Consider the following 22,684-nt stretch of genomic DNA (forward strand, 5'->3'; position numbering starts at 1 on the left):
CTTACAAGATAACTGACAAACAAGCTAAATAAATGGATCGTCAATACCATATCAATGCATATTGATAACAACAATAAGGAGGATACTGAACCTTTTAGCCTAAGCCCTTGACTAAATAACCTTCTCCGTAGGTTCTGCTGAAAGTTTTTTCAGCTCTAGCTGCCTTAATCTTTCACTCGTTTCAATTGTCTATAAAAGCAGTTATGCGGTACTATCATATAAAGGTCCAATGATGAAAAATAATGTCATACTTTTAAATTCACTTTATCAAGCAAATGCTCATAAATAGGGGTTTATTCTAAAAAGGGGATGGACGATTTTGGAAAGCAAGTACTTAGATCTACTCGCACAAAAATATGATTGTGAAGAAAAAGTGGTAACGGAAATCATTAATTTGAAAGCGATACTGAACCTGCCAAAAGGCACCGAGCATTTTGTCAGTGATTTGCACGGAGAGTATCAAGCATTCCAGCATGTGCTGCGTAATGGTTCAGGAAGAGTCAAAGAGAAGATCCGCGACATCTTCAGCGGTGTCATTTACGATAGAGAAATCGATGAATTAGCAGCATTGGTCTATTACCCGGAAGACAAACTGAAGTTAATCAAACATGACTTTGATGCGAAAGAATCGTTAAACGAGTGGTATAAAGAAACGATAAATCGAATGATTAAGCTTGTTTCTTATTGCTCCTCCAAGTATACCCGCTCCAAATTGCGCAAAGCACTGCCTGCCCATTTTGCTTATATTACGGAGGAGCTGCTATACAAAACAGAACAAGCAGGCAACAAGGAGCAATATTACTCCGAAATCATTGATCAGATCATTGAGCTTGGCCAAGCCGATAAGCTGATCATCGGTCTTGCTTACAGCGTTCAGCGATTGGTGGTCGACCATCTGCACGTTGTCGGCGATATTTACGATCGCGGACCGCAGCCGGATCGGATTATGGAAGAACTGATCAACTATCATTCTGTCGATATTCAGTGGGGAAATCACGATGTCCTTTGGATCGGTGCCTACTCTGGCTCTAAAGTATGCCTGGCCAATATTATCCGTATCTGCGCCCGCTACGACAACCTGGATATTATTGAAGACGTGTACGGCATCAACCTGAGACCGCTGCTGAATCTGGCCGAAAAATATTACGATGATAATCCAGCGTTCCGTCCGAAAGCAGATGACAACAGGCCAGAGGATGAGATTAAGCAAATCACAAAAATCCATCAAGCGATTGCCATGATCCAATTCAAGCTTGAGAGCCCGATTATCAAGAGACGGCCGAACTTTAATATGGAAGAGCGGCTGTTATTAGAGAAAATAGATTATGACAAAAACGAAATCACGCTGAACGGAAAAACATATCAATTGGAAAACACCTGCTTTGCGACGGTGAATCCGGAACAGCCAGATGAGCTATTAGAGGAAGAAGCCGAAGTCATGGACAAACTTCTATTCTCTGTCCAGCATTCCGAAAAACTGGGCCGCCATATGAATTTTATGATGAAAAAAGGCAGCCTTTATTTAAAATATAACGGCAACCTGTTAATTCACGGCTGTATTCCTGTCGATGAAAACGGCAATATGGAAACGATGATGATTGAGGATAAACCGTATGCGGGCCGTGAGCTGCTCGATGTATTTGAACGGTTCTTGCGGGAAGCGTTTGCCCATCCGGAAGAAACCGATGATCTGGCGACAGATATGGCCTGGTATTTATGGACAGGCGAATACTCCTCCCTCTTCGGAAAACGCGCCATGACGACATTTGAGCGATATTTCATTAAAGAAAAGGAAACACATAAAGAAAAGAAAAACCCGTATTACTATTTACGCGAAGACGAGGCAACCTGCCGAAACATCCTGGTAGAATTCGGCCTCAATCCAGATCATGGCCATATCATCAACGGCCATACACCAGTAAAAGAAATCGAAGGAGAAGACCCAATCAAAGCAAACGGAAAAATGATCGTCATCGACGGCGGCTTCTCCAAGGCTTACCAATCCACAACAGGCATCGCCGGCTACACGCTGCTATACAACTCCTACGGCATGCAGCTCGTCGCCCATAAACACTTCAACTCCAAGGCAGAAGTCCTAAGCACCGGAACCGATGTCTTAACAGTGAAACGATTAGTGGACAAAGAGCTTGAGCGGAAGAAAGTGAAGGAAACGAATGTGGGTGAGGAACTGCTGCAGGAAGTGGCGATTTTGGAGAGTTTGCGGGAGTATCGGTATATGAAGTGAGGGATGTGCAACTCAGAGATTAGAATATGCTCTCCTAAAGGTAGACAGATGGAATAAAAAAATCTGTTTGCCTTGTGGGGAGTTTTTTCATGTTTAGAACAACTAAGCATACTTTTAGAATTTGATCAGGAAAATGCGTCAATGAAAAGAATTTAAAAAGATTATGGAACCTGTACCAAAAAACTCATAATGGAAAACACTGTACGACATAGTCGGCGTTGTGATCCTGGTGCGTTCTAAACATCATAAGTTTCATGCGCTACTTAAAATGCGCTGCCATGAATGTCTTCTTATCTGACGCTACTCTCAAAGAGAAATTACGAAATAACAAATTTTTAGTAAATCAGTGCTGAACAAATGGGCTGAGCTTTATATTGGTCATAAAGCGTTAAAAGATAGTGAGAGAGGAAAGAATCGTTTTTGATGACCAACCGGAATTCGCAAAACCGAATCCTGAACACTATTTTATCAAAACGGCCTGCTATACAAATGGTCAAATCCTATGCTTTGAAGAACACTATTACAACAAATCCATCAAAACGTATTTGAATAACGCAATCGTTTCTTAACAGATATATACCATTTTTATCCGATAGAGTTAGGAATGAAGATTTTGTTTTTCAAGTTTGTTTCTGCATTTGGGCAGCTTAATGAGTAGGAAGGGCAGTATTTAGAGCCGGGATTAGATTGCCTAAGTACTTTTACGAATAGGGAGCCGTTTTGTTATTCGAAGACCCCTTAAATTGTTGAGAATTCGCAGTTTGATGGGCAGTCTAATAGTTTATCATTGTGAGGTAGTATAGAATATGGATAATTATTCGAATACACTGTTTACTAGGGATAGTAAGATGTTGACTTAGTAACGCATTAAGGGATACCGTGATCTGAATTAATTGTTTTAAGAGATGGATTAAAATTATGTTTAGGGAGCTAGAAGTAAATTACATTCTAAAAGACCAAGAAAAATTTCTTGGTCTTCGATAAGACAACAATAACCTTTTAATATTTTTAGTAATCACGAAAAGACACTACTCAAATAAAACATTACCATAAGATCTTACTTTTGTTTTGGCATTGTGAAACAAATATTCTTTTTCCTTACGGACTTTTCTAGCCGAGTATTGTAGTTTATATACTTTTTTTATTGAGTTCTTCTCGTACATTTCACTAATAGACTTTTCATAGTCATAGGTCGTTATCCAATGATAATCCTCTAAACTAGTTATAATATCAGCTAAATTTTTATGGTCATCATGAGTAAAAAAATTAGTATACAGGTTTTTCCCTTGCCTATAATATGGTGGATCAAAAAATATAAAAGTTTTTTTTATTTCTAAACTTGTCAAAACTTCATTTATTAATTCTTTCGCGTCTAAATTATATAGTTCAATTTGATCTTTTTGCTTTGCAATATTTGAAACTTTTTTTATAAGATCAGTTTTGTTAAACCGGCAATCTATTTTATATTTGCCCGTTTGATCCATTTTCCCTATAGGACCACCAGTTATTATTCCTGAATTGTTGGTTCGATTTAGAAAGAACGTAGCAAATCCAACCTCAAGTAAATCATACATATGCCGATTAGTATAGATCTCTTTTTGTTTTCTCCATTCCTTAATGTTAATGGGTGTATTCATGATTAATTCAATAAAATCATGAGTATAGTTTAATATAGAATACCAAATAGCATATATTGATCTATCAAAATCATTTATTATTACTTTAGTGACTTGTTTCTTAAGGAGCAAATCAATTGCAATCCCTGCTCCACCTGCAAAAGGTTCGACATAAATTGGTTCACATATATCATTTATATTAATTAGGTTAAGAACAAATTGAGCCATCTTAGTTTTCCCCCCAGGATAACGAAGAGGGGAGAGTGTTCTCGGCATAACTTCACCTCAAAAAATGTATTAAATCTCGTTTAGGTCGTTAATCATGTATTCTATAAGAATAAACCACCTTCTTTCAATTTCTCTTAAGATTTCAACTGATGGAAGATTATATTTACCGTGTGAAATAGAATTTAACTCATCATGATCTTTCTTTGAAAATGCGGTTCGGATTGTCCTTTGAAAATTATTATTAATCCTTAAAAAGGTTTTATTTTGTTCACAGTACTTTAGCAGGTCGGAAATAGATGGATCCCTATCTGGTTTCTTCCAATTACCAAACAAATCATTTTTAATTAAAAACTCTTGTAAAGTACACTCTATGAATGTTCTTGTTAGATATGTTGCACTCAGACTAAAGTTTGTGATTCGTAATCTATGTAATTCATATAAAGTACGTTTTATTCCAGCATGGTTACCCTTATAAACAATTCCTTCAAAGAGGAAAGTTCGGTTCTTAGGTTTAGGTTGCTTACTAACCGCCTCAGGATCTGGTTGTACATCTTCCTTTTCGACTTCTTCTGTGTCATCAGGTTCTTCTGTGTCATCAGGTTCTTCTGTGTTATCAGGTTCTTCTGTGTTATCAGGTTCTTCTGTGTCATCAGGTTCTTCTGTGTTATCAGGTTCTTCTGCGTTATCAGGTTCTTCTGTGTTATCAGGTTCTTCTGCGTTATCAGGTTCTTTGGTTTTAGATGGTACATCATCCATTATTAATTCCCTGAATTCATCTAGATTATCTATTTTTATATTGTACCATTCTTGGCTATCTTGAAAATAGTGTTTATAAAATATTGAGCGATCCTGTTTATGGTACACATCTGCGACTGTAATTTTTTTTGTTTTAATTAAATGTAAAATACAATACATTTTTTTGATACTATCTTGATTAATAAAATTAATACTTGGTTTTCTCCGATCAATTATAATACCCAATTTAGTTCTCATATCTGGATCACCAACTATACGTTCCATAGTTGTATAGGATTTATTAACTTTTAATATCTTATCTAAAATTTCCGCAAAAAATTGTTTAAACTCATCTTTATCAAATCTAACTTGGGCTGTATAATCCCATCTTAGACGTCCTTCCCCACCATTCTCGCCTGTATGCTTATTTCTAATAATTCTTTTCATTTCTTGTTCTTCAGCAGGCATATCAAAAAGTACTGCTTCTACTTTCGTAATAGGTATATAGTTATTATCAATCGAAATTTTCTTGATTTTCTTTAACAAATGTTCTCTTTTAGAAATGTTTTCAGGTAGAAAATTCGGATTATTTAATAACTTTATACAAGTAACACGTCGGTTCCCATCCATAACCAAAAACTTTTTAGGTTCTTCACCCTCTATAATACAAATCTTCTCAGTTATGTCATATCCATTTGTCGCTATTGATTTCATCAATTTAATAAGTTTGTTTTCACTCTTAAATAGTATTCTAATTGCATCTTCTTCTTTATCTTGAGGTTCATCTCTAGGGTTATCTGGATTTACAATTAAATTTTTTATATCTATATTAATGGTTTTCATATAATAAAATTCTCCTTAGTTAGATTTTTAAATATAATTTAATTATATTATTCCAAAATGAATAAACTCCCTATATTTCCAACACATCCATTACAGAAGAAAATTCGTATAAATGTCCCTCTTTTCTTACTTTTTATTTATTATCAATTCCTCTATACTCATTACTTATTGTGTTACTGCCTGCCCAACTTCGCCTTATATTCTTTGATGATTTCCAGTGAGAAATGATTGTGAAGTTTTATAAATGAACTGTATATAAAAATATCTTAGTGTTGACTCTTAATTATTTCAGCAGATTCACTTTACTATTCTCACTTAAAAATTTAATCTCATTTTTCCTAATGTATAAAGTTCAGTTCTAATAAAGAAGCATTCCAATTAACTATTCAAAATTTGTCGATTAAAAGTTATCTAAATTCTATATTAAATACCGTTTTTAGTTCTCTATATAAAATTTCACAGAATATACTCGTTAATCTTTTCCATAAATAATTTACTTCTTTCTTCTAAAAACTTTTCATAATCATTACTTTCATATATTACTTTATCATTGGGAATTAAATTACTGTTCAATATATCATTAAATTTTTCTTGCGGGATAATATTCCTAAAATAATCATCAGGGCTTCTATCAGATATGATTTTATTTGAACTCGCAGGCAAAAAGCAAAAATTACCAATTGAATTTATTTTATCGTTATCTAGCTTTAAGTTATTCTTTAGAAAGGCTTTCGGGAATATATGGTGATATTCTTTTCTGTTATAGACTGATAATGCTGCCCCTGTATCAACCGCGTCACCATTAGTTAAGTCCAGTGGTTTCTGTTTACTTAAAATCAATAAAATTGCTTTTACAAACGGATTAGACTTTGATAATTTTTGCGATTTAAAGAACGAATTATTAATGGAAACAGTGTATTTGTTTATTTTATCGAATTTATTATTTAAAATTTCTTCAAAAAATTCTATATCATCATTCATTTTTAAATCTGTACTCGATGAATAGCGATCAGAAAATGCAACTCTCCAAAACCACTTTTTAATAATTTGACTTTGCTGAGCTGTAGGTCTATGGATTTTTGAGAATAAAAATGTTAAAGGAACTAAGATTTGTGGTTTAGGCATAAAATCTCCAGAAATTAAATTAAATTCTTGTTGAATATAATCTAGAGACTTTTCTAAGCTTCTGATTAATAAATCAGATTTTTTTCTTATATCCTCGGGTTGAAGATCCAAAATTTCTTTAGTAACGGTAGTTTTACTAATTATTGCCCCAAAACATTGTAAAACTAGTTTTTCTTTTATATCCCCAAAGTCTCTAGATTCTAAAATATCATAAACAGATTTAAATATGCTCTTTAAATCATATTTTTCAGACCAAGTCCAGGCTACCATAAGTTCTAATGCAGATAACGCGGTACCTGTGTTGTTAATTCTTTCAAAGATGGTTCCTACTACACCTTTGTTTCTCTTTTTGATTGTAACTGTAGGAATCTCATAATTTTGGAAAATTGATTGGAGTTTTACTGCTTTTTCTTTTATATTGTCAGGATACAGATTTACAGATGCAAAAAAATCTGAAACATTAAATAATGTACTCAATTTTAAATTAAAGTGAGATTCAAATAAATCTTCAAAATGTACAAACTTCTCTATATTTAAATCAAAATAAATATCAAAGTTTGATATATCTGCTTCATTTTCAGTTTTAATATGATCATTAAATACTCCGAAAATTGATGTAATTCTTTGTTGTCCGTCTAAAATATAGGATAAGGGGAATTCCTCTGTTTTATCTGGTAATTTATAATTAGCTAAATTTCTCAAAGCCGGAAGTTTCTCATTTACCTCCCAGAGCAAAACACTACCGATTGGATAATCATTATATATAGAGTCCATTAAATCTGTAACTTGTTCTTTTTTCCATACAAATGCTCTTTGAAAAGGAGGAATCTTAATTTCTCCCTCTAAAATTTTATTTCTTAATCTATCAATCTTTATAGATCCTGTAAGTAATTCACCATTAGACACATAAACCTCTCCTTAATACATTAGAATAATTAATTTTTTATAAAATCCTTACTGTTACTACCATTTTAAAGAAACATATTTTGTGAAATCAGCAATCATCATCTAGAAGAAAACTCATTCACTTATGATAAGGCTCCCCACGATTAATCCGAAAAGCCCGATAAATCTGCTCAACTAGTATGAGACGCATCAATTGATGAGGAAACGTCATTTTCGAGAACGACAGCTTCTCATCCGCTCGCTTCATTACCGCGTCACTCAATCCGAGTGATCCGCCGATGACGAAGGTGACTTTGCTTTTTCCATATGTAGCCAGCTTATCTATTGCATCGGCTAGTTCTTCGGATGTTTTCATTTTTCCTTCGATGGCGAGAGCGATGACGTGGGCGTCGGGGCTGATTTTTGATAGGATGCGGTCGCCTTCTTTGTCTTTTATGATTTTCATGTCCTGGTCGCTTAGGTTTTCCGGCGCTTTTTCGTCCGGGAGTTCGATGATGTCGATTTTTGCGTAGGCCGAAAGTCGTTTCGTGTATTCTTCAATGCCTTGCTTGAGGTATTTTTCTTTTAGTTTTCCGATTGTCACAATATTGATATTCACAGGTCATCCCCACTTTAGAAACAAGTTATTCATATATGTTGTCCACAATTGTGGATATCTTTTCTGTATTTTGTGTAAGATCATTCGTTCCCCACTATATATACTGCGGGGTCTCCACATAATTCACAGGCTGTGGATAAACTGTTAGTATGTTCGATTTTTCTGATTTCGGGCGGCAGCTCGTGGTCGTCTATGTACATATCCAGCACGGTTTCGATGTGTTCTTCACAGGAATAATACGTTTGTTTCATGTTCAAATCCTCCGATGGTTTCTTACGTTTTTGCAAATATTCTCTTCCCAATATAACCTATTTATTCACATGTTAGTAGTGCTTCGGGCTGAGTTTTATCCACAATTCGACAAACAAGCTGTTGATGACTCTATTTCGCTCGTATGTTAGTTTGGATGTAACCGATGTTTGGGGAGGTCTGCATGTGCGCTTCAAGTGGGTTTTGCTTTTTGTGATCATGTTGCTGCTTGCTGGGTGTCAGTCGTCTTATTGGGTGTTGGAGAAGGATCGAATCGGTGAAGGCAGTCCAGACTTAGAAATATACGCGAAGCATCTTCAAATGCATGATGATGTAAAAGGATATCAAGTCTTCACCATATCAGAAGGCAAAAAAATGGCCGTCGTGTCTCTCGGAAGCAGCGAGAACGAAAAACAGCTTGAGGTGTCAGACGTCAAATTCTCATCTAAAGAAACGGTTGTAACTGTGAAGCGAAAACCTGCTCCCGAGGCAAATGAGAAAAACCCTTATATTTTAATTGGGCTGGACAAAATCGACGGGGAATTCATCGTACAGGATGAAAAGGGAAATCGATTTGAAGAAACAGATTATCAGCAATAAAGCCGGCGTTCTGAGAACGTCCGGCTTTTTCTTTTACTTCAATGTTCCATGCGGGTCGATGACGAATTTTTTGGCTGCGCCTTTGTCGAAGTCGCTGTAGCCGTTTGGCGCGTCGTCCAGAGAAATGACAGTGGCGTTGACGGCTTTTGCGATTTGCGCTCTGCCGCTTAGAATCGCTTTCATCAAATTGCGGTTGTATGTCATGGCGGGCGTTTGTCCGGTGACGAAGGTGTGGGCTTTGGCCCAGCCGAGTCCAAAGCGGATTTTTAACGAGCCTGTTTTGGCGTCCGCATCCTTTGCACCGGGATCTTCGGTCACGTATAAGCCCGGAATGCCAAGGCTTCCGCCGACCTGGGTGATATCCATGATCGAGTTCAGTACGGCAGCAGGCGCTTCTCCTTGATTGCCGTGTCCGGATGCTTCAAAGCCGACACAGTCCACTGCGGCATCCACGGTCGGTTCACCTAGTATTTGTTCAATTTGCTCGCCGAGGCGGTCGTGTTTTTGCACGTTGACCGTTTCACAGCCGAAACTTCTCGCCTGTGCCAGTCTGTCTTCATTCAAATCGCCTACAATCACAGTGGAAGCGCCAAGGAGCTGGGCGGAGTGTGCGGCGGCTAAGCCGACAGGTCCCGCTCCTGCGATATAAACGGTAGAACCTGTTTGCACACCAGCTGTGTAAGCACCGTGAAATCCGGTCGGGAAAATGTCGGACAGCATCGTCAAATCGAGAATCTTTTCTAACGCCTGTTCTTTATCAGGGAATACCAACAGCTGAAAATCAGCGTACGGCACCATGACATATTCCGACTGGCCGCCGACCCAACCGCCCATATCGACGTAACCGTAAGCCGATCCCGGCCGGTCCGGATTGACATTCAGGCACACATGCGTTTTCTGCGTTCTGCACATCACACAGCGTCCGCAGGCAATGTTGAAAGGAACGGAAACAATATCGCCTTTTTTGATAAATTCAACATCCCGTCCCGTTTCAATGACTTCTCCGGTGATTTCATGTCCGAGCACCAAGCCTTCAGGCGCCGTCGTGCGGCCTCTGACCATGTGCTGATCGCTTCCGCAGATGTTTGTGGTAATTACCTTCAAAATAACCCCGTGCTCACATTTCCGGTTTACATTCGCCTTCGGAACGCCGGGCCCGTCCCTCAAGATTAACTCCGGATAGCCGATATCCTCCACCGCCACGTTTCCTTTGCCTTTGTACACAACCGCTTTGTTTCCTGTCAACGCCATTCCTCCCATTCATGTGTTTGGACTTTGCGTCCTTGAACATGACTTCGGTTCGGCATGACCCTTTCCCTTTTTCACGCCTGCTTTTTCTGTATTCTTACAACAACAAATATGCCAAGAAAACAGCCGATAATGGTTCCGAGGATGTCCAGCCAATCTGCTTTACCTCCGTTTAACAGGAACATCGTAGCCGCCGAAATCAGACTGATGATAACGGCCAGAAGAATGACACGTTTGGTGTGCATATGATTCCTCCTTTATCTGCATCCATTTTATATATTTATTTTACAACAATTAACACTTTATTTGTTTTAAAAGGCAATTCGAGATTTATCGTTTTGAACCATGTTTAGATGGAGGCTGGACAACGTTCTATCATTGATATGTATCAAATTGCGCAACAGAAAAAAGAGACTTCACAAGTCTCTTCATAAACAGCGGTCAGTTGAATAATAATTTCCTGAGAAATAATGTGACAACACTGGTTGCTAACGCAATTGCAGTATAAAGCACAACCCAAAACATGAATGAACTGTTGCCAGAGGCTAACGTAAACAACAATATTAAACTCGCAATAAGCACGATGAGCGGACCAATCCAAACTTTCTTCCATATAAAATAACACGCTGCACCAATTACGCCTGATATCATCGGAAAAACAAAAACGATGAGCAGTATAACGGCTCCCAAGTCGGAACCCCCTTCACCTTAAAAATCCTTCATCACCTCAAAATCATACAGCTTCAAATGACTCTTCGGCGTCACGATCTCCTTTACCTTCCCGATCTCTTTTTCCTTCACTTTCTTTCCAGTTTTCAGGCTGTATTGTTCAATGTATGCAGGCTGGTTGTAGGTGTATGTGAAGAAATAGAGGCTGCTGCCTTTTTGTGTGATTTCTTTGAAATCGGCCTTCATTTTTTCTGGGGAAAGGGCGAAGGCAATCCGGCTTTTTCCTGTCTTTGCATCGATCTTGTATACCTTTCCGAAGCCGTCAATGAAATACAGGGACCCGTGATACGAGAAAAAGCTCTTTTTGAAGCTGAACGGCATAGAACTGTATATTGTTTGCTCGTCGTTTTTGTATTCGGCGATGTCGTAAAGCTCCACTTTGCCGTTTTTCTTATTGAATTTCACCATTTGATAGAGATTGCTGGCTTTTTGCCCCCGAACCATCACATATACAGCTTGATCGTCCGCAGCAAGCTGGGACTCGATTGAGGCTCCTTCCCGATACTGCCATTCAGTGATGGTTTGATATGTGAGCTTCTTTTGATCGGCTTGAATCTGAAGGAGCTGGTAGCCTTTCTCGTCGTCTGTCGGGACAAGTGCGTAAATGGCGCCATCGTGAAAACCCGAGGCTCGGATGTAGCAGGGGATGACGTCTTTTTTCCACTCTCCGTTCATCTGGCGGTACAGCTCTGAGCGGTACCCGTCTCCCTTTTTGTCGTAGCCGGAGTTGTAGAGGGTGTAAAAACCGTCCGTATTTTGCAAAAAGCCCGCGCTGTCACCGGTGTGCTGATACGTTCTTTTATAGGAACGCAGTCCGTTTTTGATCGTGAAAATCGTGTTTTTGTCCTCCAGCATGACACTGTCGCCGTGAACCTTGGCTGAGCCCAGCTCAAGGCCCTTCATCTTAAATGACGACAGCGAACCGTCTTGGCTGATAAACAGGGCATAGCTTTTCCCGCCGCCGAATGCATCCTGATCCGCAGAGGTTGAGACATACAGCAGAATGTCCTTACCGTCCAGAAAATCAGGGTCTCGGAGATCCTGCTGACTCACGGCTTTATGGCTTTTTAGAGGAGAAACGAAGACAAATAATAGGATTCCTGCGAGCATCAGCAAGGCGATGGTGATCATCCACTTTTTCATATCCGTCTCCCTAATGGATGGTCATGACGGTTGTCGTATAGGAAGAACTTGTGATGTCGCGCGGGTAAACGCCTAACCCTTTATTGCTGTCGATATCAATGCCGGCTTTGAGCAAAAATGCGGACCACAGGAGCTTTGAACAGTTTTTGGCGCCGTCATGGCCGGTATTTCTGTTATTGACGAAGTTAAACGAGTATGAGTCACCGACTTTCGATACCGCCCAGTCGGCAGCGGATGTTTTCTGTGATGAAGTGACATTGACTGTCTGTACGATGGAGTTGTCTTCCACGTCTCTGGCGTTATAAGCAATTTGTCTGACGCCGTCGCTTGGAACAGATTCAACAATTTTGTCAGCGGCGGAGTACATGCCGACGTGGCCATGGTTGTAGTAGGCTGTGTAGGAGTTGGTGTAGTAGATGTTTCCTTTCGAGCTTGTGGGAAGTTTTTTCGTACCGGATGAGCCGCCCATCATGGACATGCCGCTTTCCTTGGCGAGCTGGTCTCCTTCTGCTTTATCGGCGGTGATTTCATTGTAGAACTGTTTGAGAATGACATCGGTCTTTACGCCCTGCTGTTTGGCAATCTGGCTGGCGGATTTTGTGATTTCTTCTGGGGTCGTGCCTGGCTGAAGCGCTGCGATTTGTTCAGCATAGTTCGTGGTCCTTGCAGCTTTTGCGGGAGAAACAAACAGGCCGACGCACATTGTAAGCGCTACCAAAATAATTGATACCTTTTTCTTCATACTCTTAACATCTCCTCTTTTCATGTGTGTTAGGAAAGATGATTTCCTTTATCATCATTATATTAGGGAAATGTGGAAGGTAGCTAGGTGATTTACAGAATTTTTAGAAATCATTTACAGGAAGGTTGTCTCACAAAAAAAGGCCTTCTCCAGGCCTAGAGCTTCTTACTCATGATCACATCCGTCTCCTGGAATCCAGTCCGCTCATACAGCCGCCTTGCCGTCTCATTATGGGCAAATACGTGAAGAGACAGCTTTCGAATGCCCATGTTTCCCCCTATCTCACCAGTGCGTTCAAGGCTTGCTTCGCGAAACCTTTTCCCCGATATGATTCATACAATCCGAAATCGTAAATAAACGCTTCCTGCTGCGGGTGTTCCGTTTCTGCGTGAATCCAGAGCCAGCCAGCCGTTTCCTTTCCGTTCAGGATGATACTCCACAAATGGTGATGATGCGTTTGCAGCCCATTCGGCAGCAAATCAGAAAAAGTTACAAAAGCATGGCCTCATCAGGGAGCCGTGATCCTGCCTTTACCTTTTCTCTTGCATAATGCTTTGTCGTGTATGTCAGATAGGATCGAAATTCTTCGATCTGCATGATCATATAGCCTCTCCTTTATGTATTGACTAGAGGATTTTACATAAAATAGAAAGAGGTGTTACTATCAAGATAAGCAAATAGATTGATAAATGAATAGAGAAGGGAGTTTCAAATGAATAAGATTGCACCCGCAGAAATCGCTAACATGCTCAACGATTGGTACCTTGCGATCAAGAAACATGAAGTTGAAGAGTCCGCCCGTATCTTTGAAGAAGTGAAGCCTTTATTGGATGATATGGAAGAGGATCAGGAGGTGCTTGCCTACTTCTCCTTATTAGAATTGCGCCATAAAGTATTGCTTCATGAAGCGAGAGGGCTGGGCTTTGAGCATGAGGAGTCTCCTCATATGAATGCTACGTCAGACATGCTGAAATATTACTTTTTTCTGTTTGAAGGTATGTATGAAGCTTATAAAAATAATTACGAAATTGCCATCGGGCTCTATAAAGAAGCGGAGCAGTATCTCAGCAACATCCCCGATCCGATCGAAAAAGCCGAATTTCATCTGAAGGTCGGCAAGCTCTATTATAAGCTGGGACAAAATATTGTGTCTCTCAACCATACAAGGCAAGCGGTCAAAACGTTCAGAGAAGAAACGGATTACAAAAAGAAACTCGCCTCCGCATTAATTACGATGTCAGGCAATTTTACCGAGATGAACCAGTTTGAAGAGGCGAAAACCTATTTGGATGAAGCCATTCGCATGACGAGAGAATTAGAGGATCATTTTTTTGAGGCCCAGCTTTTACATAACTTTGGACTGCTCCATGCCCAAAGCGGCAAATCAGACAAGGCCATCTCAAAATTAGAAGAGGCTTTACAGAACGAAGAGTACGCCCGATCTGCCTATTACTATCATTCTGTTTACTTGCTGATACGAGAGCTGTTTAAGACTGAAAAGAAAGAACAGGCCCTAGCTTATTACCAAAAATTGAAGGAAAAATTAAATACTGAACCGAATAAAATATGTGAGGCAAAAATTGATATGTTATATGCCATTTACGCAGAAGGAGGTCATGCGGAAACGTTTCACTTATGCAAAGAACATATGGATGTGTTGATGTCGGAAAGAGAATACGACAGTGTAAGAGAACTTTCCATTTTGGCTGGCGAACGGTATAGGGAAAATGAGCTTTACAAAGAAGCCGCCCACTTTTTTTATGAAGCATTACAAATTGAGGAACTCATTAAACAAACGGAGGTTATGTAAATGAAAAAGTTTTTAATTGGCGCAGGCGTTGCAGCAGTGATTTTATCCGGCTGGTTTATTGCAGATCATCAATCACACTCACAAGAGATGAAAGTCGCTGAGAAAATGATTGGATAATAAAAAAACCCCCGCTGGGATGCGGGGGTTTTCACATGTCTACAGCAATTTCTTCCCTAGCAGGGATTCTACTAGCTCTACCGCTGTTCTTCCGGTCTTGTTTTCATGATCGAGGATCGGGTTAACCTCAACAAATTCAGCTGAGGTAATGATGCCTGCGTCATACAGCATTTCCATAGCCAGGTGGCTTTCGCGGTAGCTGATGCCGCCGATGACAGGGGTTCCGACACCCGGTGCGTCGTTTGGATCAAGTCCGTCCAGATCAAGGCTGAGATGGACGCCGTCGCAGTCTGATAAATAATCGAGGGTTTCCTCGATCACCTTTGTCATGCCGAGGCGGTCGATTTCGTGCATGGTGTACACCTTCATGCCGCTTTCCTTAATATACTGGCGCTCTCCTTCATCAAGTGACCGGGCGCCGATAATGACGATATTTTCCGGTTTGATTTTAGGCGCATATCCTTCAAGGTTCACCAGTGACTCGTGTCCGATGCCAAGGCTGACGGCCAGCGGCATGCCGTGAATATTGCCTGAAGGTGATGTTTCTAGTGTATTCAGGTCACCGTGCGCGTCATACCAGATGACGCCGAGCTTATCGTAATGCTTCGCTGTACCTGCGAGCGTGCCGATCGCGATACTGTGATCGCCGCCCAAGACAAGCGGAAATTTTTTCTCTTCAATCACGGTGTTCACCTTTTGAGCGAGCTTTTCGTTTCCTGCCAGTACGGAATTTAGGTTTTTCAGTTCTTCATCGTTTTTGATCTTTTCACGGCTGATCGGAATGTCACCGAGATCTTCAACCGTATAACCCATTTCTGACAGCCTCTCAATCAAATGGGCATACCGGATGGCACTTGGTCCCATGTCCACTCCGCGTCGTGCTTGTCCTAAATCCATTGGCATTCCAATAACCGAAATCGTTTTATCCATCTGTGATTCCACCTCAACATATAAGATAATGTCCTTATGCGGGTTCTAACAAAGATGACTTGCGGACAACGTTTTTAAAGCTCTAGCTGACGATTTGCCTGCTTGCGTTTTTTAATGACGACATGATAAATGATGTAGCAAATGACCATAAACGGTACGCCGCAATACAGCGCGATACGCTGCTCCGGATCAAACGCGAGACTGATGAGAACGACTGTATTTAACGTCAGACCGATCAGCGGAAGCACCGGATATAGCGGTGTTTTAAATTTTAAATCTTCTATCTTGCCGCCTTCACGGATATATTTGCGTCTGAACCTGATTTGGGAAAGCGAAATCGTAATCCAGCCGACCTGTGCGCTCATGCCTGCCAATGATAATAGCACCATATATACGGTTTCAGCCTGCGCAAATTTTGTCAGAAGTGACAGGCAGGCCACAGCCATCGTTACGATTAACGCGTTCAGCGGCACACCTCTTTTATTTGTTTTGCCCAGCGCTTTGAAGGCCTGTCCTTCATTCGCCATCGCGTACAGGATACGTGTCGATGCGTATAAACCTGAATTCGCAACAGATAAGAGCGCAATCAATATAACAAAGTTCATGATATCAGCTGCATACGGGATTCCGATTTGCTCAAATACGACAACAAACGGACTTTCTACGACTCCAGCCTGCTTCCACGGAATCATGCCGGCAATGACAACGATAGAAAGAACAAAGAAGACAAGCGTTCTCCATACTGTCTGTTTGATGGACCGCGGAATCGTTTTTTCAGGGTTTTCACTTTCTCCGGCTGCAACCCCGATCAGCTCAGTTCCCTGGAATGCGAAGTTCACGGTAATCATCGTTATCAATATGGCCTTTATGCCGTTCGGGAATAACCCATCTTCATAAAAATGCGTCAGAAACGGCGCTTGCTCTCCGCCTTTTAGGTCAATGAAGCCGAACATAGCGGCTCCGCCGAGAATAATAAATAAAAGGATAATCAATATTTTAATGCCGGAAAACCAAAATTCAGATTCTGCAAAGGCTTTCGCGGTTATTGCATTTAAGGTAAACATGAGGGCCGCAAAGACCAGACACCAGATCCACACGTCTATATGCGGAAACCAGCGTTGCATCAGCTGCCCCGCTGATAAGAATTCAATGGCGCATGTCACCGCCCAGCCGAGCCAGTACAGCCAGCCGAACGCAAACCCGAAGGCCGGGCTGATAAATTTTGTCGCATAGGTCTGGAAGGACCCCGATACAGGAAAGGCGACCGCAAGCTCCCCTAAGCAGAGCATGGTCAAAAACATGATAAAGCCGCCCACTAAATAAGACAGAACCGCGCCGAGCGGTCCCGCTTGGTTAATGGTAAACCCGGTTCCCAGGAAGAAACCGGTTCCGATCACTCCGCCCAATGAAATCATAAACAAGTGGCGAGATTTCATTGTCCGCTGGAGCTGATTTCCGTTATCTTGGTTCGTATTCACATTCTGCACCCCTTCAGCAACTTGTATTGGATCTAAGCTGGAACATCTATCGTGATGCGTATCCCAGTTTGCTGTCCAAAGAGTCTCTATCTATTTAATATAAAATTCACTTCTTCTCATAAAGATACATTATACTAAAATACTGTAGCTGAGCAAATAGGGAGTGCTAATTTTTATGCTGTAAATTTATACAAACGAAGTGAATATCCCGCCATGATGCGGATTTATGCCTTTTGCAGCACATGCTTAATTTTTTCAATCGCCCAATCCAAATCCTTTTTGGAAATGATTAATGGCGGTGCAAAACGAATGACGGTATCATGCGTTTCTTTGCATAAAAGTCCTTCATCTTTTAAACGCTCACAATACGGACGCGCCGCTTCCGTCAGTTCCACACCGATAAACAGCCCTCTGCCGCGGACTTCTTTAATGATTGGGTTATCAATGCTCTCCAGCTCTTGTTTAAAATACTCGCCAAGCTCAAGAGAACGCTCCGCCAGCTTTTCATCTTCCAGCACTTCCAGTGAGGCGATGGACACCGCACATGCCAGCGGATTTCCGCCAAATGTGGAGCCGTGTGAACCCGGGTTAAACACGCCTAAAACGTCGCGGTCCGCCGCAATGCATGAGATCGGGAACACACCGCCGCCAAGCGCTTTCCCCAAAATGTACATATCAGGAACAATGCCATCCCAGTTACAAGCGAATGTCTTGCCTGTACGTCCGAGACCCGTCTGAATTTCATCGGCAATCAACAGCACATTCTCTTCCTTACAAATCGCCGCCGCTTCCTGCAAAAATCCTTCAGGCGGAATCACAATGCCCGCTTCGCCTTGAATCGGTTCAAATAAGAACGCCGCTGTGTTTGGCGTAATCGCCTGACGCAGCGCTTCCGCATCTCCGTAAGGGATTAGTTTGATTCCCGGAAGCATCGGGCCGAATCCTCTTTTATACTCGTCTTCAGAAGAAAGAGAAACCGCCAGCATCGTCCGGCCATGGAAATTTCCGACGCACGCAATAATTTCCGCCTGATTGTCCGCCACGCCCTTCACTTCATAAGCCCAGCGTCTCGCTGCTTTCACCGCAGACTCAACCGCTTCAGCCCCCGTATTCATCGGCAGAATCATTTCTTTGCCCGTCAGCTTAGCCGCCTTTTCGTAAAACGGTCCGAGCTGATCGTTGTGAAACGCGCGAGACGTCAGCGTGATTTTATCAGCCTGATCCTTTAACGCCTGAATGATCTTCGGATGTCTGTGCCCCTGATTCACCGCAGAATAAGCACTCAGCATATCCATATATTCATTGCCTTCCGGGTCCTTTACCCAAGCACCCAGCGCTTCAGAAATAACAATCGGCAGCGGATGATAATTGTTGGCACCGTAATGTGACGTCTGATCAATAATTTCTTTGGATTTTGATAAAGCTGGCATATTTGAATTCCCCCTTGTTTTCTGTTTCAACACTATATCCTGCTTTCCCTTTTTATAAATGCAAGTTTCGTGCCAACTCGCACATTCGTGTATTTTCTACAATATTCGAGGCAAGGGTGCAAAAATATTCAGATATTTCACGCGAAAATTTTTATAAAGTGCAAAATTCTTTTGCATATCCTCTCTATTCTTTTATAAAATAGAAGCAATATTAAGAAAATAAATGAGGGAGGTTTATACTTTGGTCAAAGACAGCGAATTCCTCACATTAGTGTTTCAGAGCATTTTGGATGAAATTGATGTCGGCCTGCACGTCGTGGACGAGCATGGAAACACGATTGTTTATAACAACAAAATGATGCAAATTGAAGATATGGAGAAGCAGGACGTCTTAAATAAAAACCTGATGGATGTATTTATGTTTTCGAAGCAGCAGGACAGCACACTTGTGCAAGCCCTCCAGGAAGGCAAAACGATCAAAAATGTAAAGCAGAGCTATTTCAATAATAAAGGCCAGGAAATTACGACAATCAATCATACATATCCGATCGTCCAAGACGGCAACATCAAAGGGGCTGTCGAAATTGCCAAGGACGTGACAAAGCTGGAACGCCTGATCAGAGAGAATATGCATAAAAAAGGAAACGCGACTTACACATTTGACAGCATTCTCGGCACCAGTCCGGCGATTCAGGACGTCATCGAAAATGCCAAGAGGGCGACCCGCACGTCTTCCTCAGTTCTACTCGCAGGTGAAACCGGCACGGGAAAAGAGCTGTTCGCACAAAGTATCCATAACGGCAGCGACCGATCAAGCGGCCCGTTCATTTCTCAAAACTGTGCGGCTCTGCCTGACAGCCTGGTGGAAAGCATCCTGTTCGGTACGAAAAAAGGCGCGTTTACAGGTGCCGTTGACCAGCCTGGCTTGTTTGAGCAAGCCCATGGCGGCACACTTCTGTTAGATGAAATCAACTCACTGAATCTGAGCTTGCAGGCAAAATTGCTGCGCGCCCTGCAAGAACGGAAAATCAGACGCATTGGTTCGACCAAGGATACACCGATTGACGTGCGCATTATCGCCACGATGAATGAAGACCCGATTGATGCCATTGCGGGTGAACGAATGCGCAAGGACTTGTATTACAGGCTGAGCGTCGTGACACTGATCATCCCGCCGCTTCGGGAACGCAAAGAGGACATTTTGCTTCTTGCGTCAGAGTTCATTCAGAAAAACAACCACCTGTTTCAAATGAATGTCGAACATATCAATGAAGATGTGAAGCAATTTTTCTTATCCTATGATTGGCCGGGAAATATTCGCGAACTTGAGCATATGATCGAGGGCGCGATGAATTTCATGACAGATGAACAAACGATTACGGCCAACCATCTGCCATATCAATACCGCATGAAAATCAAGCCGGCAGACATCTCGAAGCCGGAACCCGCAGGGCATCAGCCCGCCGCTGATTTGAAAGAAAAAATGGAGAGCTTCGAAAAATATGTGATCGAAAACATCCTTAGAAAACACGGCCATAACATTTCAAAAACCGCTCAGGAGCTCGGCATCAGCAGACAAAGCCTGCAATACCGGCTGAAGAAGTTTTCTCTGCACGCAAAATAAACCTATGTACATCATTAAAATAACAACCAGTAATCATACAGAACAAACCATAAAATAAACGCTGAAAATGGAAAGCTGACAAGCCCTTACACACTGTTTCACGTGTAACATCCATGTATTTTCTATGGAACGGGCGTGATCCCGTTCCGTTTTTTTTTGCATAAAAAAACAGCCTGGCATCAGTGCCAGACTGCTTTTATTAACTTCCTAACTGATCTGCGGAGGACAGCTTCACTTCAACGGATTTTTCTTTTCCGCCGCGGTAAAACGTCACCTTCACCCGATCACCGACTCTTTTCTGATAAAGCCGCTTTCGAAGATCCACAATATCATTTATTTTTTTCCCGTCAAATTCAGTGATGACATCCAGCTCCTTGAGTCCCGCTTTTCCGGCAGGTGAAAAGGCATCTACACCCATTATCACCGCTCCATTGGTCACGTGTTTAGGAAGCTTCAGCGTTTCATCCCAATGGTAGCTTGCAATGTCGCTTAATGATTTCATTTCAATTCCAAGGAACGGACGCTTCACTTTGCCGTATTTCTCTAAATCCTCTATCACCGGAATCACAAGCTTAGATGGAATGGACAGGCCAATCCCTTCAACCGCTGACTCCGCGATTTTCATTGAATTGATGCCAATGACTTTTCCGTCCATATTCAACAAAGCTCCGCCGCTGTTCCCCGGGTTAATGGCCGCATCGGTTTGCAGCACCTCTGCATTCCAGTCAGGCTGACCGTCATCATTGGAATCAACCGGAATCGCCCTCTCTGTTCCCGATATGACGCCCTGTGTGACAGAGCCTGCAAATTCAAGGCCTAACGGATTGCCGATCGCAATCACCGGTTCACCAGATTTCACTTTATCTGAATTGCCAAAATCAGCGACAGCTTTGATTTTATCGCTTTTCACCCGCAAAACGGCAAGATCCATCAGCTGGTCGCTGCCGACAAGCTCAGCAGACACGCGCGAACCGTCTTTTAAACTGATTTCAATTTGGGAAGCGCCCTCGATCACATGATGGTTGGTCACGACATAAGCAGAGTGGTCATTTTTCTTATAGATGACGCCTGAGCCGCTCCCAGCCTCACCGCTCTCTCCCCGTATATCTGATTTTTGGATGTTCACAACACCGACAACAGCCGGCGACACATTGCTGACAATCTTGGTGACCGCATTGTTGACACTGACATTCACCGTCCTGATTGATTCCCGGCCGTTGTAGTTCTGCTGCTGATCTAAAGCGCCCGTATCTAGCCCATCATTTGAAAGGTACGGCATGATGAACGCCATCAATACAGCGCCGACAATCACCCCAATCAGGCTTGAAAGAAAATAACCTTTTTTGCTTCTCTTCGGCTGTTCAGGAGTATTATGTTCTTCTTCACGCTCGTAATCCACCATATTCCATCCTTTCAGAGAACGTTGATATGGTTATATTGTGGATTAGAAACTCCTATAATAGTCATGTTACACAAGAAAAAATTATACAGCGCAAAGCGGAGTAGCCTTTTTCGGATCGGTATCAAACAAATCAAATGTTTCGCCTGTCACAAATCCTTTAGAAGCCAATGTCTGCTGGACAGACATTCTGGCCAGCTCTTTCATATTGTTGTCCTGACTCAAATGGGCGAGGTAGATACGAGACGTCTCGTCGCCGATGACATCAGTCATCGCCAACGCAGCATCTTCATTTGAAACGTGCCCGACGTCACTTAAAATCCGCCGCTTAATACTCCAAGGGTATCTTCCCATTTGCAGCATGCCGACATCATGATTGCTTTCAAAAACGAACACATTCGCCGAGCGGATAATGCCCTTCATCCGGTCGCTGACATACCCTGTATCTGTCATTAACGCGAGCTTGCGCCCATTACAATGAAACACATAAAACATGGGCTCTGCCGCATCGTGAGAGACGCCAAACGATTCTACATCAAGTCCGCCAAACGACTTCACCGTCTCCATCGGAAACTCAAACTTTTGATCGGTATCAATTTTGCCGATCTGGTTCTCCATCGCCTTCCATGTCTTCTCATTCGCATAGATCGGAAGCTTGTACTTTCTGGCGATGACGCCGAGGCCTTTAATATGGTCACTATGCTCATGCGTCACAAAAATGCCGTCTACATCATCCAGCTTACGTCCGATTTGCGCCATTAATCCGTCCATGGCTTTCCCGCTCAAACCGGCGTCCACTAAAAACGCGTGATCCTCTGTTTCCAGGTAAAACGCATTTCCCGTACTCCCGCTCGCAAGAACGCTAAATTGCAAGCTCATTTCAGTTCAC

General features: G+C 41.8%; 20 protein-coding genes and 1 pseudogene. 5 read left to right on the top strand and 16 right to left on the bottom strand.

The genetic code is table 11. The features are described 5' to 3' along the window. Positions 1-319: 319 nt before the first annotated feature. Positions 320-2,245: a fructose-1,6-bisphosphatase gene (gene fbp / locus P3L57_RS20160; protein ID WP_069486658.1), complete on the top strand. Its 1,926-nt coding sequence runs from the start codon at positions 320-322 to the stop codon at positions 2,243-2,245. A 1,028-nt stretch (positions 2,246-3,273) separates the two neighbouring features. On the opposite strand, the gene P3L57_RS20165 is transcribed toward fbp, so the two are convergent. The 5 genes from P3L57_RS20165 to P3L57_RS20185 all read right to left on the bottom strand — a co-directional run bounded on the left by P3L57_RS20165 (position 3,274) and on the right by P3L57_RS20185 (position 8,547). Continuing rightward, on the bottom strand, positions 3,274-4,089 hold the full coding sequence (locus P3L57_RS20165) for a DNA adenine methylase (protein WP_239691003.1): 816 nt from the start codon (positions 4,087-4,089) through the stop codon (positions 3,274-3,276). Positions 4,090-4,158: 69 nt separating this feature from the next. Continuing rightward, positions 4,159-5,667 carry an ICP22 family protein gene (locus P3L57_RS20170; protein WP_277617466.1) on the bottom strand — a complete coding sequence of 503 codons (1,509 nt, stop codon included), beginning with the start codon at positions 5,665-5,667 and terminating at the stop codon, positions 4,159-4,161. Positions 5,668-6,123: 456 nt separating this feature from the next. Further along, the gene (locus P3L57_RS20175; RefSeq protein WP_059292144.1) at positions 6,124-7,698 is read right to left on the bottom strand and encodes a DUF262 domain-containing protein; all 1,575 of its coding nucleotides are present in this window, start codon (positions 7,696-7,698) and stop codon (positions 6,124-6,126) included. 118 nt (positions 7,699-7,816) lie between these two features. Beyond that, positions 7,817-8,296, bottom strand: coding sequence for a 23S rRNA (pseudouridine(1915)-N(3))-methyltransferase RlmH (rlmH, locus tag P3L57_RS20180; protein ID WP_059292143.1), 480 nt, complete (start codon positions 8,294-8,296; stop codon positions 7,817-7,819). 80 nt (positions 8,297-8,376) lie between these two features. Then, entirely contained in the window at positions 8,377-8,547 is a 171-nt protein-coding gene (locus P3L57_RS20185; RefSeq protein WP_003236479.1) for a CxxH/CxxC protein, read from the bottom strand. A gap of 184 nt (positions 8,548-8,731) precedes the next feature. On the opposite strand from P3L57_RS20185, the gene P3L57_RS20190 reads away from it, so the two are divergent. Next, positions 8,732-9,145, top strand: coding sequence for a hypothetical protein (locus P3L57_RS20190; protein WP_059292142.1), 414 nt, complete (start codon positions 8,732-8,734; stop codon positions 9,143-9,145). A 33-nt stretch (positions 9,146-9,178) separates the two neighbouring features. Here P3L57_RS20190 and fdhA read toward each other — a convergent pair whose 3' ends face one another. The 6 genes and pseudogenes from fdhA to P3L57_RS20220 all read right to left on the bottom strand — a co-directional run bounded on the left by fdhA (position 9,179) and on the right by P3L57_RS20220 (position 13,610). Then, positions 9,179-10,405 carry a formaldehyde dehydrogenase, glutathione-independent gene (gene fdhA, locus P3L57_RS20195; RefSeq protein ID WP_083244482.1) on the bottom strand — a complete coding sequence of 409 codons (1,227 nt, stop codon included), beginning with the start codon at positions 10,403-10,405 and terminating at the stop codon, positions 9,179-9,181. Positions 10,406-10,467: 62 nt separating this feature from the next. After that, complete coding sequence (locus P3L57_RS20200; RefSeq protein WP_003236484.1) at positions 10,468-10,638, bottom strand: hypothetical protein; 171 nt, start codon at positions 10,636-10,638, stop codon at positions 10,468-10,470. 196 nt (positions 10,639-10,834) lie between these two features. Then, entirely contained in the window at positions 10,835-11,083 is a 249-nt protein-coding gene (locus P3L57_RS20205; RefSeq protein WP_059292140.1) for a DUF2651 family protein, read from the bottom strand. 18 nt (positions 11,084-11,101) lie between these two features. After that, positions 11,102-12,265 carry a hypothetical protein gene (locus P3L57_RS20210; protein WP_059292139.1) on the bottom strand — a complete coding sequence of 388 codons (1,164 nt, stop codon included), beginning with the start codon at positions 12,263-12,265 and terminating at the stop codon, positions 11,102-11,104. Between the two features lie 10 nt (positions 12,266-12,275). After that, a complete protein-coding gene (locus tag P3L57_RS20215; protein ID WP_069486656.1) occupies positions 12,276-13,007 on the bottom strand; it encodes a YiiX/YebB-like N1pC/P60 family cysteine hydrolase in 732 nt (243 codons plus the stop codon). Positions 13,008-13,162: 155 nt separating this feature from the next. Next, positions 13,163-13,610: pseudogene (locus P3L57_RS20220) on the bottom strand (GNAT family N-acetyltransferase). A 109-nt stretch (positions 13,611-13,719) separates the two neighbouring features. On the opposite strand from P3L57_RS20220, the gene rapG reads away from it, so the two are divergent. Together rapG and P3L57_RS20230 are read left to right on the top strand one after the other, a co-directional pair. Further along, a complete protein-coding gene (gene rapG / locus P3L57_RS20225; RefSeq protein ID WP_059292137.1) occupies positions 13,720-14,817 on the top strand; it encodes a response regulator aspartate phosphatase RapG in 1,098 nt (365 codons plus the stop codon). Continuing rightward, positions 14,818-14,934 (top strand): Phr family secreted Rap phosphatase inhibitor, encoded by a 117-nt coding sequence (locus tag P3L57_RS20230; protein ID WP_010332587.1) that lies wholly within the window; start codon positions 14,818-14,820, stop codon positions 14,932-14,934. A gap of 39 nt (positions 14,935-14,973) precedes the next feature. Here P3L57_RS20230 and rocF read toward each other — a convergent pair whose 3' ends face one another. The 3 genes from rocF to rocD form a co-directional block, all read right to left on the bottom strand. Continuing rightward, positions 14,974-15,864, bottom strand: coding sequence for an arginase (gene rocF / locus P3L57_RS20235; protein WP_059292136.1), 891 nt, complete (start codon positions 15,862-15,864; stop codon positions 14,974-14,976). Between the two features lie 74 nt (positions 15,865-15,938). Further along, complete coding sequence (locus P3L57_RS20240; protein ID WP_044160196.1) at positions 15,939-17,342, bottom strand: amino acid permease; 1,404 nt, start codon at positions 17,340-17,342, stop codon at positions 15,939-15,941. A gap of 224 nt (positions 17,343-17,566) precedes the next feature. Further along, positions 17,567-18,772 carry an ornithine aminotransferase gene (gene rocD, locus P3L57_RS20245; protein ID WP_059335325.1) on the bottom strand — a complete coding sequence of 402 codons (1,206 nt, stop codon included), beginning with the start codon at positions 18,770-18,772 and terminating at the stop codon, positions 17,567-17,569. A 241-nt stretch (positions 18,773-19,013) separates the two neighbouring features. Here rocD and rocR point away from each other — a divergent pair, with 241 nt between their 5' ends. Then, positions 19,014-20,396: an arginine utilization regulatory protein RocR gene (rocR, locus tag P3L57_RS20250; RefSeq protein ID WP_059353213.1), complete on the top strand. Its 1,383-nt coding sequence runs from the start codon at positions 19,014-19,016 to the stop codon at positions 20,394-20,396. Positions 20,397-20,595: 199 nt separating this feature from the next. Here rocR and htrC read toward each other — a convergent pair whose 3' ends face one another. After that, a complete protein-coding gene (gene htrC, locus P3L57_RS20255) occupies positions 20,596-21,798 on the bottom strand; it encodes a serine protease HtrC (RefSeq protein ID WP_277617467.1) in 1,203 nt (400 codons plus the stop codon). Between the two features lie 81 nt (positions 21,799-21,879). Further along, positions 21,880-22,674: an MBL fold metallo-hydrolase gene (locus tag P3L57_RS20260; RefSeq protein WP_024123515.1), complete on the bottom strand. Its 795-nt coding sequence runs from the start codon at positions 22,672-22,674 to the stop codon at positions 21,880-21,882. Between the last annotated feature and the right edge of the window lie 10 nt (positions 22,675-22,684).

The sequence above is a fragment of the Bacillus sp. B28 genome (assembly GCF_029536185.1).
Taxonomy (GTDB): domain Bacteria; phylum Bacillota; class Bacilli; order Bacillales; family Bacillaceae; genus Bacillus; species Bacillus halotolerans.